This window comes from Streptomyces xantholiticus (genome assembly GCF_014651015.1).
GTDB lineage: Bacteria > Actinomycetota > Actinomycetes > Streptomycetales > Streptomycetaceae > Streptomyces > Streptomyces xantholiticus.
In genome coordinates this window covers 186,827-200,424 of record NZ_BMWB01000007.1, presented here as the reverse complement: position 1 = coordinate 200,424, position 13,598 = coordinate 186,827, and the positions used below count along the sequence as shown (strand labels likewise).

The following is a 13,598-nucleotide window of genomic DNA, read 5'->3' as shown; positions in this document are numbered from 1 at the left end:
ACGACGACGGACGACGACGATGAGCACCCGACTGATACACCGCCCGGCCCGTAACACGAGGCCCCCGGCCGCTTCCGCCGCCCGCACCATCGAGGCCCCGCCGAACCTCCCCGAGGGGAAGGCGGGCAACATCGCGATGTCGCTGCTGCCCGTCGCCGGTGTCATGTCGTCCGTGGTGATGATGACGGTCGTACGCAACAGCCAGTTCGCCGCGCTGGGTGCGATCATCCTCGTCGTCACCATCATCGGCTCGGTCGTGCTGGTCTTCTCGCAGCGCGGCAAGGCGCAGCGCACCCGCCGCACCCAGCGCGAGGCGTACCTCGCCTATCTGGAGGAGCTGCGCGAGGAGCTTTCCGCCGAGGAGCGCGAGCGCCGTGAGCGTGCCGGCATCCTCGATCCGCCACCGCTCGCCCTGTACGACATCGTCCGCGACCCGGCCCGTCTGTGGGAGCGCCGCCGTGGCGACGAGGACTTCCTGCGGGTGCGTGTCGGGACCGGCGAGATGACCGTACGTGATCTCAATGTCGCGGAGCAGGGCTCGTCCGTTCTCACGCCGCCCGACCGCTTCATGCTCAACGAGGCGTCGGCGCTCACCTCACGCTTCCGTACCGGCACCGAACTTCCGCTCACCGTCCCCCTGGACCGCGTCGGCAACATCAGCGTCGTCGGCCCCCGCGAGGACTGCCTGCGCGTCGCGCGTGCCCTGATCGTCCAGGCCGCCGCCATGCACGCGCCCGACGACGTGGGCATCGCGCTCGCCGTACCCGGTGACCGGCTCGAGGACTGGGAGTGGGCGAAGTGGATGCCGCATCTGCTCGACACCGATCAGTTCGACGGCCCGGTCGCTGCCCGGCGTATCGCCCCGTCCGTTTCCCAGCTCGCCCGGCAGATCGGTCCCGAACTGCGCCGTCGCGCCTCCTACGCCGCCGAGGTCCGGCGCGGCCTGTCCGGCAAGGACGCCCTGACCATGACGTCCAGACTGCTCGTCGTCAGTGACGGACACGGCGAGGACGCCGTCGACCTGCCGCGCCCCGATGACGCGGTCGGCCTGCGCGAGATGGGCGTCACCGTCCTGCACCTGCTCGAGGAGAGAATCCAGGAGCCGGGCCACGTCGGCGTACGGATCACCGTCGACGGCGACCAGGTGGTCACGGAGGACCTGCGCGAAGAGGAGACGATCAGCGCTCACGGCACGGTGGACGAGGTGGGCATCGCGTTCGCGGAGGGCCTGGCCCGGATGCTGGCGCCGCTGCGGCTCTCGGCGGAGTCCCTCACCGACGCACCGCTCGCCGGGCCGGTCGATTTCGCCGAACTGCTCGGTATCGAGGATGTGGCGCGAATCGATGTGTCGCGGCTGTGGGCGCCGCGCGGCGAACGTGCCTTCCTGCGCGTGCCCGTCGGCATCAGCGACTCCCGTGAACCGGTGCTCCTGGATCTGAAGGAGTCGTCCGAGCTCGGGATGGGCCCGCACGGTCTGTGCGTCGGCGCCACCGGTTCCGGAAAGTCGGAGCTGCTGCGCACCCTGGTCCTCGCTCTGGTGGTCACTCATCCGCCGGAGGACCTCGCACTCGTCCTGGTCGACTACAAGGGCGGCGCGACCTTCGCGCCGTTCGCGGACCTGCCCCATGTGGCGGGTGTCATCACCAACCTGGAGAACCAGGCGGGGCTCGTGGAGCGTGTCCACGCCTCTCTGGCGGGCGAGGTCAAGCGTCGCCAGCAGGTTCTCAAAGACGCCGGCAACGTCGCGGACATCGGGGACTACGCGGCGCTGCGCGCCGGGAACCGCCCCGACCTGGAGCCGCTGCCGCACCTGTTCGTCGTCATCGACGAGTTCGGTGAACTCCTCACCGCCAAGCCGGACTTCATCGACCTGTTTCTGTCCATCGGCAGGATCGGCCGCTCCATCGGTGTGCATCTGCTGCTGTCCAGCCAGCGCATCGAGGGCGGCAGGCTCAAGGGTCTGGACACCTATCTCTCCTACCGGCTCGGCCTGCGTACGTTCTCCGCCGACGAGTCACGCACCGTCCTGGACACCGTGGACGCCTTCCACCTGCCGCCGCTGCCGGGCTTCGGTTACCTCAAGGTCGACACCAGCCACTACGAGCGCTTCAAGGCGAGTTACGTCTCCGGCGCCTACCGCGGCCCAGTGCGGCGCGTCGAGGAGGAGGAGACCGGCCCCCTCGCCCTGGAGTACCAGGCGTACAACACACTGGGCTCACCCGACGCCTCGACCCCACAGGAGCAGACCGTGCGGCGTCGGGAGACCGGCCCGACCGAGCTGGGCGTCGTGGTCGGGCAGTTGGAGAACGCCGCCGCCCCGGTGCGCCGGATCTGGCTGCCGCCCCTGCCTGGCGCCATCGCCCTGGACGACGTGGCGGGCCCGCTGGAGGTCGGCCGGCGGGGGACGCAGCTGTCGAAGCGGCGCGGACGGCTGACGGTGCCGATCGGGGTGCTCGACGACCCGACCAGGCAGTGGCAGGGCCAGTGGTACCTCGACCTCACCGTGGCAGGCGGACACGCCGCCGTCATAGGCGGCCCGCAGTCCGGCAAGACGACGCTCCTGCGGACCCTCGTCCTCTCCCTTGCCCTGACCCATACGCCGCAGGAAGTCGGCGTCTACGGCCTCGACCTGGTGGGCGGCGGGCTCCAGGCCCTCGCCGGGCTCCCCCACGTCGGGGGCGTGGCGGGCCGCGCCGACCGCGAGCGTGCGGCACGCACCGTCGAAGAGGTGCGGAACATGCTCGCCCTGCGCGAGGACCTCTTCCGCGAGCACGGCATCGACTCGGTCGAGCAGCTGCGCACCCTGCACGCGGCGGGCCGGCTGCCCGAGCTGGCCTCGGCCGAGATCGTGCTCGTCATCGACGGCTTCGGCGCGCTGCGGGACGACTTCGAGGAGCTGGACGAGGTCGTCGTGGACATCCTCAAGCGAGGCGGCGGCTACGGCATCCATGTCGTCGCCGGCATGCTCCGCTGGAACGACGTCCGCATCGCCACCCAGTCGAATTTCGGAACCCGCGTCGAGCTGCGCCTCAACGACCCGAGCGAGTCCAGCATCGACCGCAAGCTCGCCGAGACCCTCTCGCCGGACGAGCCCGGCCGGGCGCTCACCGACGGCAAGCTGTTCGCGCAGGTCGCACTGCCCCGTACGGACTCGCTTCCGGACGTCTCGGAGCTCGGCACGGTCCTGGAACACACTGCGCGTACGATCCGTGCCACCTGGAGCGGTGAGGTCGCCCAGCCCGTACGGGTCCTGCCGCAGGTCCTGGAACCGCACCTGCTGCCCGGTCCGGCCGTCGAGCAGTCGAAGGTGCCGATCGGCCTGGACCAGACCGCGCTGGCGCCCGTGCTGCTCGACCTCTTCGGCCATGACCAGCATCTGCTCGTCATGGGCGACAGCGAGTGCGGCAAGACGAACCTCCTGAGGGCGATCGCCGAAGGCCTCGTCGAACGCTATGGCGAGGACGAGCTGGTCTTCGCCGTCATGGACCCGCGGCGCAGCCTGCGCGGCGCGGTCCCCGAGGAGTTCAACGGGGGCTACGCGTACAACGCCAAGCTGTGCGCCGGCCTTTCGGCGGGAATCGCCACCGAACTGGAGAAGCGACTGCCCGACGAGAACGCCCGCCTGGAGGATCTGGAGCCCGGCAGCTGGGGCAGCGGCCCTCGGATCGTCGTCCTCGTCGACGACTACGACGTGCTGACCACGGCCGGCCAGTCGCCGCTCGGTCCGTTCCTGCCGTACATCCCCTCCGCCGTCGACATCGGCCTGCACTTCGTGCTGACGCGCCGTGTCGCGGGCGCGTCGCGCGGGATGTACGAGCCGCTGGTGCAGGGCCTGCGCGAATCGGGGGCGTCGGCCGTCCTGATGGCGGGCGACCGCAGCGAGGGGCAGCTGTTCCCCGGGGTGTACGCGTCCCAGCAGCCGCCGGGACGGGGAGTGTTCATCCGCCGGGGACAGTCGAACCGTCTGATCCAGACCGTGCACGCGCCACGGTGATCTGCCGGTGACGTGGCCGGCGCCGGGCGCCTGCGGCACGCCGACCCGACAGTGCCCGACACCTGCCGCACGACTTCCCGCCGTTCGAGACCGTCCACGACCACCACACCACGCGAACCCACCGGAGAATCGGCACCGACCTGGCGAATCGAAACGGACATGCCGCTCACGACCACGTGGACATTGATCAGATGCCCTCTTAGATCCGGTCGAGCTCCCGGACTTAGATCCGGTCGAGCTCCCAGAGCGGCCAGATGTGGGTGTCGTTGGTGAGGAACTGCGATCCGGCAATGTCCCCCGTCGACAGGATGTAGTCCTTCTTCTGCCACAGCGGCACCAGCGGTACGTCCCTCGCGACCTCTTGCTGGATGGCCTCGAAGTCCGGCGTTGAGCGTGTCCGGTCGCCGTACTGCTGCGTCGAGGAGATCAGCGAGTCGATCTTCTTGCTGGAGAAACCGTTGTGCAGGGTGTTGTCGGTGCCGACGAGCGGCGCGGTGAAGTTGTCGGCGTCCGGGAAGTCGGGGAGCCAACCGACCGTGTATGCGTCGTACCGGCCTCTCGCGTACGCATTCTGGAAGTCCGCCCAGTCCGCCTGGACGACCTCGACCCGGAACAGGCCGGTGCCCTCCAGCTGACGCTTCAACTCCGCGGCCTCGGCGGCGTAGGTGGCGTCCTTGCGGAAGCCGAGGGTGAACTTCACGGGGGTCTTCACGTCCGCGTCCTTCAGCAGCTTCTCGGCGCGCTTCGGGTCGGGCTCCGGGTAGGCGTCGAAGAAGGGGGTGCTGTGACCGGCGAAGCCCCGCGGGATCAGCGAGTACAGCGGCTCGACCGTGCCGTGGTACGCGCCGGTGACGATCTTCGGACGGTCGATGACGGCGGCCACGGCCTGACGAACGGCCTTCTCGGCCATCAGTGAGCCCGGGCGCACATTGAAGTTGAGGTTCCGGATCTCGGCGCCGTCGGCCTCATGGATCCGGATGTCGCCCTCCGTGTCGTCCAGGGTGGACAGCATCCGCGGCGGCAGCTGCCGGTGCGTGACGTCGACCGCCTTCGTCCTCCACGCGGACGCGAGCTGCTCGGACTCCTTGAAGTACTTGATGACGACGGTTCCGCCGGTCTTCGTGACGGCGCCCTTGTACTTCGGGTTCGGCTCCAGCTCGGCGCGGACCCCCGGTTCGTACTCCTTGAGGATGTACGGGCCCGAGCCGTGAACGGCGTTGCCTTCGCGCAGCGCGTTCGGGGGGTATTGGGCGCGGTCGACGATCGAACCGGCGCCGGTGGCGAGCTTCTGCGGGAAGGTCGCGTCCCTGCCGCTGAGGTTGAAGGTGACGGTCCGGCCCTCTGCGACGACGGACTTCAGGGTCGAGAAGAGCCGCTGCGGGCCGACGTCCGTCTTGATGGCCAGTATGCGCTCGAAGGAGTACTTGACGTCCTCGCCCGTGACCTTGCGGCCGCTCGCGAAGGTGATGTCGTCGCGGAGCTCGCACTGGTACGTCTTGAGCTTCCCCCCGGTGAAGTGGCAGCTACGGGCGGCGTCCGGGACGGGAGTGGTCAAACCGGGCTTGAAGGTCAGTAACGACTGGAAGACATTGCTGTACATGGCCCAGGAGCCGACGTCGTATGCACCGGCCGGATCGAGGGAGGTCACTTCGTCGGTGGTGCCGACGCTGATCGGACGGGTCCGGACGTCGTCGGAGGGCAGCACCTGGCATGCCCCGACCCCGGCCGCCACCAGTACGCCACAAGTGATGAGGATCCGAAGACGGATCGACCGCATTGCCGTGTTTCCTTCTCTTGAGCTTCCGAACTTCGGCTGACCAGCAGTGTTCCGGTGGAGATGAGCCGGCGTGATTCTCCCGGGGCTGTGGTACTCACTTCCCGAGGCGCCTCCCCTGCTGCGGGCTGAGGGACACGGCCCTTCATGCGGGAGCCGACCGCACTACCGGGCTCGGTCGATCACTCCATGGGCGACCGGTACAGCGGCTTCGGGCTCGTCCGGCGCGGGCCCGGCCTCTGCCGCAGTCTGTACGGTCGCGGTCCCGGGAGGCTTGTTCTCCCCTGGGTCCGGCTTGGCCGCAGCTCCCTGCCCGCGCTCGATCATGCCCAGCGCCACCCCGACGATGATGATGACGCCGCCCGTCGCCTGGGCCAGCCGGATCGACTCCCCGTTGATCACGACGGCGCCGATGACGCCGAAGACCGGGACCAGGTTGAGGATGTTCACCGCCACGCTCGACGCCATCCTGCGCAGGCCGTAGTTGTACAGCAGGAAGCCGCCGACCGAGCACGCCACGGCCAGGTAGACCAACAGCGACGAGGCGGTCGCGTCGGGCATCCGCCAGTCGTCGGCCTCCAGCAGGGACGCGAGCAGGAAGCCGGCCGCTCCCGCCAGGGTCTGGTAGTAGGTGACGCTCACAACGTCCTGGCCGGCGCTCGCGCGCTTGCCGAGCACGTTGTAGCCCGCCCACGCCACCCCGCCGAGCAGCAGCAGGATGTCCCCCAGCCAGCGCGAACTGCCGCCGACCTCGGCGCCGTTGCGTACGACGAGGAAGGCGCCGACGGTGGCCAGCAGGACGCCCGTCACCCGCAGCAGCGGCATCCGGGTACGGAAGACGAACAGTTCCACCAACATCGTCATCAGCGGGTACGTGGCCACGATCAGCGACGCGTCGGAGGCCGTGGACAGATCGACGCCGATGTTCTCCAGGATGAAGTACACGGTGATGCCGAGGAATCCGCTCAGGTAGAGCAGCCGCCGCTGCCGCGTGTCCGGCCGGGCCGAGCGATGTCGGCTCAGCCGTACCATCACGCCAAGGAGTAACGCCGCGAGGGTGAACCTGATGGCGCCGATGCTGAGCGGGCCGACGTCCTCCAGTACCTGCTTGGTCACCGCGTACGAACTGCTCCAGAACAGCGCGGCTGCCACGACCGCACACACTGCCCAGACCGTGGGTCCTCGTTCACGCACCTGAAGTCGCCCCTCTCCCCTACCCATTGCCACCGGACACACCGTGACCGAACGAACGTCAGCCAACTAGGGAGGAGGCTAACAAGATCATCGACAATGATGCTTATAATCCGAATAACCTTCGGAATTCGGCGTGGTGAGGCAAGCGTGGACGAACTAGATTCGGCGTTGGTGCGGATGCTCCAGGAGGACGGTCGGCGCACCAACCGGGACATGGCCCAGGCACTCGGTATCGCCCCGTCCACCTGTCTGGAGCGGATCCGGTCGCTGCGCCAGAGCGGCGTCCTGACGGGATTTCACGCGGAGGCCGACCTCACGGCGATCGGCCGCGGGCTGCAGGCCGTGATCGCCGTACGGATCCGCCCGCCGACACGTGCCGCGATCGAGGCCTTCCAGGCCTTCCTGGAGCGGATGCCCGAGGTGATCTCGATCTTCGTCCTCACCGGAAACGACGACTTCCTGGTGCACGTCGCCGTCCGCGACACCGACCACCTGCACGCGGTGGTCCTGGACAAACTGACGAAGCGGCCGGAACTCGCCGACGTACGGACGTCGGTGGTCTACGGGCACATGCGCAAGAAGGTCATCGGTCCGGCGTGACGCCGGTGCGGGCCTGTCGCGGGCGGCTCACCGGGCCGGTGGTGCGATCTCCTTCGCCGCCGTGATCAGCAGGTCGTTCGCCTCGGGGCTGCCCACGGTCACCCGCAGACCGCTGCCCGGGAAGGCCCGGACCAGCAGACCGCGCCGCTCCCACTCCTCCGCCACCGACTCCGAGGCCTCGCCCGTAGGCAGCCACAGGAAGTTGGTCGCGCTGGGCAGCACTTCCCAGCCGAGTCCGAGGAGCGCCTCGCGGGTCCGTTCCCGCTCCGCGACGATCCGTTCCACCCGCTCGAAGAGTTCCGCCTCCACGCGCAGCGCGGTCAGCGCGGCCTCCTCGGCGAGGCGGCCCACGCCGCACGGCACTGCGCACTTGCGTAGTGCCTCGGCGATCGCGGGCTGGGCGACGCCGTAACCGACGCGCAGCCCGGCCAGCCCGTACGCCTTCGAAAAGGTGCGCAACGCCAGCAGGTTGGGCCGGTCGTGGTGCAACTCGACGCCGTCGGGAGCGTTCGGCGAGCGGTAGAACTCGAAGTACGCCTCGTCCAGGACGATCAGGACATGGCCGGGCACCCGGTCCAGGAACCGCTCGAGTTCGGCGGAGCCGACGGCCGTGCCGGTGGGGTTGTTGGGCTCGCACAGGAAGACGGCCTTGGTCCTGGGGGTGATGGCGGAGGCCATGGCCTCCAGGTCGTGGACGCCGTCGACGAGCGGCACCTCCACCGGGACGGCCCCCGCCATCCGCGCCACGATCGGATACGCCTCGAACGACGGCCAGGCGTAGACGACTTCGTCGCCCGGCTCCAGCACGGCCTGGCCGATCTGCTGGTAGATGCCGACCGAGCCGGGGCCGGTGACGAGGTGCCCGGGCGGGACGCCCAGCCGCCGGGCGAGGGCGTCCGTCAGCCGCTCGGGGTGGATGGTCGGGTAGTAGTTGGTCTGCGCCGCCGCCTGGGCGATGGTCTTCCGGACGGAGGGCAGTGGCGGGTACGGGTTCTCGTTGAGGAACAGCCGGTGGGAGGGACCTTCGGCGGGCGGGGCCGGGGGCTTGGGCACATAGGCCGGGATGTCGGCGAGCACCGCGCGGGGGGCGGGGGTGCTCGGGACGCTTGTCGTGCTCGTTGCGCTCGTCGTGCTCATGATGGGTTCTGCTTCCTCTCGGGCCTTGTCAGTCCAGGTCCCAGGTTTGGCCGAGCCCCTGGGCGGCGGCAGCCTCGGCGATCGCGAAACCGGACATGATGTCCTGCACACCGAGCCCGAGCGACTTGTAGACGGTGATCTCCTGCTCGTTGCGGCGGCCCGGATGGCGGCCGAGCAGCACTTCGCCCAGCTCGGCGAGGATGTGGCCGGGACCGACCAGTCCGGCGTCCAGGGGCGCCTTCAGGTCCCCGGACTCGGCGAGCGCCGACTGGCGGCTGTCCACGAAGAACGCCGCCTGTACCACCGCCTGCGCGGACAGCTCGCGGTGATCGACGAAGGAGGCACCGGCGGCGTTGAGGTGGACACCCGGGGCGAGGTCATCGGCTTCGACGAGGGGCTCCCTGGTGGCGGTCGTGGTGCACACGAGGTCGGCTCCGGCCAGGGCGGCGGCCGGGCTGCCCACGACCTCGACCTCGATGCCCAGTTCCTGCGCGGCCCAGCGGCGGTAGTCCTCGGCGTTGGCCGGGGTACGGCTCCACACCCGTACCCGGCGGAGCTTGCGGACCACGGCCATGGCCTCCAGATGGCTGCGGGCCTGCACCCCGGAGCCGAGGATCGCGAGGTCCCCGGCATCAGGTCGGGCCAGCGTGTCGGTCGCCACCGCGGAGACCGCGGCTGTCCGTACGGCCGTCACGGCGCCCGCGTCCATGAGGGCGAGCGGGGCACCGGTCTCAGGGTCGAAGACCATGACGATCCCGATGTGCAGGTCCAGGCCGCGCGCCGGGTTCTCCGGCTTGAGCACCATGGCCTTCAGCCCGTATCCGGCCAGTTCCTCACCGGCCACGAAGCCCGGCATGGTGCCGAGCAGCCCGCTGTCGCGCTCCGGGCGCAGGATCGTGCGCAGCGGCTGGTCCACGAGGCCCGAGCTGTAGCGGCGCATGGCCTCGGCCATGACGTCTGTGGCGCGCTCCATGGGGTAGACCCGGCGCACCGTGGCACGGTCGATCAAGAGCATGGGTGGGCGTTTTCCTTCCTCGGCGTTCGTGGGAGACCGGGGAGGGGGTGCCGTACGGAGGGACCGGCCCGTACGGCAGGACCGTGGTCCTCAGTGCGTGCGACACCGCGTCGATCGCGTACGGCACCCCCTGAACCCCGGACGGATCAGGCCGTCGGACCGACCAGCGTGAACACCGACCAGAGCATGCGGATCGGGCGGGTCCGGGAGATGAACTCCAGTTCGTTGGCCTTGGCCGCGGGCTGGGTCGTCAGGGCCAGATCCGTCTCACGGCGGCGGGCCTGGCCGGCGGCGGCGCTGGTGGAGGTCGCGTAGAGGATTTCCTCCACCGTGTACTCCTCGGGCAGCAGTTCCCCGACGAGGGCGACCGGCGCGGGGTGGGTGGCGATGCGGGGCCGCTTCGGGATGGGGTGCCCGGGGGCGACGGCAATGCCGTAGTGCGGGGTGTCGAAGAGGAACGCGCCGGCGAAGCGAAGCTTCGGGTCCATGTAGAAGCTGTGCACGCCCGCGTACGCGTTGGCGATCACGAGATGGCTCACGTCACGTTCACGCAGGGCGTCGGCGGCCTGCTCGTAGGTGTCGTACAGCCGGATGTCCGGGGGCGTGTCCCGGCCCCGGTCGGCCCACAGATATAAGGCGGCCTGCTCACTGCTCGTGCCGGCGGGACCGAGTGTGCCGATGGTGTCGATGGGCGGACCGTTGGTGAGTGACGTGTCTATCCAGCCAGGTGCCTCAGTAGTCATGCTGTTCCCCCCTGGGAGCTGTGCGGCCGTGCCGGAGCTGTCTTTCGGGTCACGCGTGAACGTGGTGGAGCCAGTGGCGGTAGTTCGGTTCCCTGCCGCGGACGACGTCCTGGTAGGCGCGCATCAGGGCAGTGGTGAGCGAGCCGGGGGTGCCCTCGGCGACGGGGCGGCCGGCGAGTTCGGTGACCGGGACGATCTCGGTGCCGGTGCCGGTGAGGAAGACCTCCTCCGCGCCGGCGAGTTCGTCACGGCCCATGTCGCGGAAGTCGGTCTCCGTCTGCAGCAGGTCCGCCGCGAGCGTCACCACGGTGTCGCGGGTGATGCCCTCCAGCAGATCGGCGGTGACCGGCGGAGTCACCAGCCGCCCGCCGATGACGGCGAATACGTTGGATGTGCTGGCCTCGGCGACCTGCCCCCGGCTGTTGAGCAGGATCGCGTCGTCGCATCCGGCTGCGCGGGCTTCGTCCACGGCGAGCGCGTTGTTGACGTACCCGCCGGTGACCTTGGCGCGCACCGGCAGCGTGTCGGAGGTGGGCCGGCGCCAGGAGCTGATGGTGCAGCGGATGCCGGCCGGGTCGGTGTAGGAGCCCATCCGGAAGGCGTTCAAGGACAGCGCGTCGGAGACGCCCGAGAGGCTGACGCCCGGTTTCTGGCCGGGCAGCAGGGCCCGCTTGTAGGCCAGCGGCCGGATGTACGTGTCCTCGGTCGTGCCGATCCGCCGCAGCAGTTCGGCGGTGAGCTCGCACAGCTCCTCGACGGAGCGGCCGGGGTCGATGCGCAGGGTGCGGGAGCTGCGCAGCAGGCGGCGGTAGTGGTCGTGGGCGCGGAAGATAGCGAGGCTGCCGTCGTCCTGGGCGTAGGCCCGGATGCCTTCGAAGACTCCGGTGCCGTACTGCAGGGCCTGCGTGGTGACGGGTAGCAGGGCCCGCTCCAGTGGCATGAACTCCCCGTCGTGATACGCGACTTGCGCCACGACCGGGGATGCCTGCGCGGGAGAGCCGCCCTGGGTGGCGGTCACTGGGCCCTCCCGCCGGCCACGGAGAGCGCGGCGGCCTGCTCCTCGTCGGGGACGGTCAGTCGGCGGTCCTCCACACGGGCGGCCTTCCAGCTGACCATGGCGCCGGTGGTGGTGACGCTGCCGAGGGGGCCGTACTCGAAGCGGAGCGGTACCCCGAGCCGGTCGTCGACGGCGCGGATGATCTCGCCCTCGTCGAGGCGTAGGCCGTCGCGGTCGTCCGGGAGTTGCAGGCGCAGCGTCAACTCGTCCCGGCCGTCCACGGCGTCGATGACGATCTGGTAGTCCAGGTAGCCGCGCGGATGGGTGAGCAGCAGCTCTTCGAGGTCGTAGCCGCTGATTCGGTGGCCGCCGATGAGCAGGGTGTCGCGGGTACGGCCGAGGACTTCGAGGGTGGGCGCGGGCAGGGTGCGGCCGACGGCGGGCGGGCGGAGCCGGACGAGGTCGCCCGTGCGGTAGCGCACGAGAGGCTTGCTGCCCTGGTAGAGGGAGGTGACGACCAACTCGCCGGTGCGAACGCCGTCGTCGCCCGGGGCGACGGCGTGCCCGGTGTCCGGGTCGATGACCTCGTACAGGTTGAGCAGCGGGGCCGTGTACAGGCCGCCGTCGGCGCCGGCCGCGCCCATCACGGATGCTTCCTGGGAGGCGTACAGGGCGTTGTAGACGCGAGCGCCCCAGACCTCGCCGATGTTCTCCAGCAGGCTGGGCGAGGCGAGTTCGCCGGTGCACATGATGACGTCGATGCGGAAGTCGCGCCTCGGGTCGAGGCCGGCGGCGCGGGCCTTCTTGGCGAGGGCGAGGGCCATGCCGGGTGTACTGAACAGCCCGGTGGCGGGCAGTACCTGCAGGGTCTCCAGGGCACGGTCGAAGCCGACCATCGGGGAGTGCGGCCACATCTTGGCCACGGCGTGGCCGAGGTTGCGGCACACCTCGCCGAAGGTGTCGCTGAAGGCGTGCAGCTCGGTCGGGCCGGAGACGCCGATGATCTGCTCGTCGCCGTACTGCCGGAAGATCGTGTCGTAGTACACGGTCAGCGCGGTGTTGTTGTGCAGTGAGTCTGTGTTGTCGCGCGGGCACGGGGTGCTGCGGCCGGTGGTGCCGGTGGTCTCGTAGAAGATCCACGCCTTGTGCATCGGCAGGGACAGGACGTCGGCGAACTCCTGCCGCAGGTGGTCCTTGGTGGTGAACGGCAGGGTGGCGAGCTGATCGGACGCGAGCGAGGCGATCGACTGCGGGTCCACGTCAGCCAAGTGACGGGCGTAGAACGGGGAGTGCTTCTTGACGTACTCCACGGTGGTGCGTAGCGCTTCGAGCTGGTGGGTGGCCAGTTCTTCATCGGTCCACCGACCGGCCGCGTAGGAGCGGTGCCGGTCGCGTATCTCACGGGCGGTGTGGGCGAGTTTCTCGTCGAAAACTGTGAACATGCCTTCCCCTGCTGATCGTTCTTGTGCGAAAGACGGTGATCCGGTGTGAGGTGATTGCGCTGGTCACGTGGGGGACCGTGGCCGGTTTCGGGCAGGGACGACAGACCGGCCGGGGTCGCGGGCGGGTCGGCCCCAGCCGGTCGGTCGGCAGTGTCAGGTGGGTCGGACTCGGGTCGGCGGACGGGCTGCCGCGGCCCGCGTCAGCGGTACAGCGGCAGGCTCCCGGTGATCTTGTCCACGGCCTTCCTGCTGCCGCACAGTGCCATGCCGATGTAGGGGAGTTCGCCGGTGGGGATCTCGGCGGTCCGGCGCGTGTACTCGTCGTACGACCGCGACGATTGGGCCACCGAGGTGAAGTCGACGACGAAGACATCGCTCGCGTCCACCGCCCGGAGCGCGACTTCGCGCAGCTCCCCGGCGTCGGCCTTCAGGACGGGCAGTGGGATCGAGGTGATACCCGTGTGCAGCCGGCCGTCGGCGTCCTTCACGTCGTCGCCGACGATGCCGTCGACGAACTTCCCGACCGACAGGGCGAGCGCGGCGACGGTGTTCATCGCCAACCCTGCGGGAAGCTCCTTGTCCACGACAATGGCACACTTCTCGAACTGGTACCCCACGGGTTTTCCCCATTTCTTGTACTCGTACAGAACTTCAGACGCCGTTCATGGAATGGCCAACGGAGTTCCTCGAAGGTTCATCCGG

The 13,598-nt window shown here is 69.5% G+C and carries 10 protein-coding genes; 2 read left to right on the top strand and 8 right to left on the bottom strand.

Annotated elements, in window-relative coordinates; genetic code table 11:
- The first annotated feature begins 19 nt into the window (after nucleotides 1-19).
- Nucleotides 20-3,994 (top strand): type VII secretion protein EccCa, encoded by a 3,975-nt coding sequence (gene eccCa, locus IE198_RS14320; RefSeq protein WP_189886424.1) that lies wholly within the window; start codon nucleotides 20-22, stop codon nucleotides 3,992-3,994.
- Between the two features lie 223 nt (nucleotides 3,995-4,217).
- Here eccCa and IE198_RS14315 read toward each other — a convergent pair whose 3' ends face one another.
- On the bottom strand, nucleotides 4,218-5,771 hold the full coding sequence (locus tag IE198_RS14315) for an ABC transporter substrate-binding protein (protein ID WP_189886422.1): 1,554 nt from the start codon (nucleotides 5,769-5,771) through the stop codon (nucleotides 4,218-4,220).
- A gap of 162 nt (nucleotides 5,772-5,933) precedes the next feature.
- Nucleotides 5,934-6,962 carry a DMT family transporter gene (locus tag IE198_RS14310; protein ID WP_189886420.1) on the bottom strand — a complete coding sequence of 343 codons (1,029 nt, stop codon included), beginning with the start codon at nucleotides 6,960-6,962 and terminating at the stop codon, nucleotides 5,934-5,936.
- A gap of 147 nt (nucleotides 6,963-7,109) precedes the next feature.
- Between IE198_RS14310 and IE198_RS14305 the strand changes: the two genes are divergently transcribed.
- Nucleotides 7,110-7,562, top strand: coding sequence for an Lrp/AsnC family transcriptional regulator (locus tag IE198_RS14305; RefSeq protein ID WP_100107535.1), 453 nt, complete (start codon nucleotides 7,110-7,112; stop codon nucleotides 7,560-7,562).
- Nucleotides 7,563-7,589: 27 nt separating this feature from the next.
- Here the strand turns inward: IE198_RS14305 and IE198_RS14300 are convergent, their stop codons facing one another.
- The 6 genes from IE198_RS14300 to IE198_RS14275 form a co-directional block, all read right to left on the bottom strand.
- Complete coding sequence (locus tag IE198_RS14300) at nucleotides 7,590-8,699, bottom strand: histidinol-phosphate transaminase (RefSeq protein WP_189886418.1); 1,110 nt, start codon at nucleotides 8,697-8,699, stop codon at nucleotides 7,590-7,592.
- 28 nt (nucleotides 8,700-8,727) lie between these two features.
- Complete coding sequence (locus IE198_RS14295; protein ID WP_189886416.1) at nucleotides 8,728-9,714, bottom strand: ornithine cyclodeaminase family protein; 987 nt, start codon at nucleotides 9,712-9,714, stop codon at nucleotides 8,728-8,730.
- A 146-nt stretch (nucleotides 9,715-9,860) separates the two neighbouring features.
- A complete protein-coding gene (locus IE198_RS14290) occupies nucleotides 9,861-10,457 on the bottom strand; it encodes a prephenate dehydratase domain-containing protein (protein WP_189886414.1) in 597 nt (198 codons plus the stop codon).
- Between the two features lie 49 nt (nucleotides 10,458-10,506).
- Complete coding sequence (locus IE198_RS14285; RefSeq protein ID WP_229833921.1) at nucleotides 10,507-11,475, bottom strand: branched-chain amino acid transaminase; 969 nt, start codon at nucleotides 11,473-11,475, stop codon at nucleotides 10,507-10,509.
- Entirely contained in the window at nucleotides 11,472-12,896 is a 1,425-nt protein-coding gene (locus IE198_RS14280; protein ID WP_189886412.1) for a phenylacetate--CoA ligase family protein, read from the bottom strand. Before IE198_RS14280 ends, IE198_RS14285 begins: the two co-directional genes overlap by 4 nt.
- A gap of 200 nt (nucleotides 12,897-13,096) precedes the next feature.
- Nucleotides 13,097-13,513 (bottom strand): DUF2000 domain-containing protein, encoded by a 417-nt coding sequence (locus tag IE198_RS14275; RefSeq protein ID WP_189886411.1) that lies wholly within the window; start codon nucleotides 13,511-13,513, stop codon nucleotides 13,097-13,099.
- Nucleotides 13,514-13,598 lie beyond the last annotated feature (85 nt).

Bases quoted from the DNA above. Each gene is read 5' to 3' on its own strand.
- eccCa (WP_189886424.1), top strand. From the start codon at position 20: ATGAGCACCCGACTGATACACCGCCCGGCCCGTAACACGAGGCCCCCG.
- IE198_RS14300 (WP_189886418.1), bottom strand. From the start codon at position 8,699: ATGAGCACGACGAGCGCAACGAGCACGACAAGCGTCCCGAGCACCCCC.
- IE198_RS14295 (WP_189886416.1), bottom strand. From the start codon at position 9,714: ATGCTCTTGATCGACCGTGCCACGGTGCGCCGGGTCTACCCCATGGAG.
- IE198_RS14290 (WP_189886414.1), bottom strand. From the start codon at position 10,457: ATGACTACTGAGGCACCTGGCTGGATAGACACGTCACTCACCAACGGT.
- IE198_RS14280 (WP_189886412.1), bottom strand. From the start codon at position 12,896: ATGTTCACAGTTTTCGACGAGAAACTCGCCCACACCGCCCGTGAGATA.
- IE198_RS14315 (WP_189886422.1), bottom strand. From the start codon at position 5,771: ATGCGGTCGATCCGTCTTCGGATCCTCATCACTTGTGGCGTACTGGTG.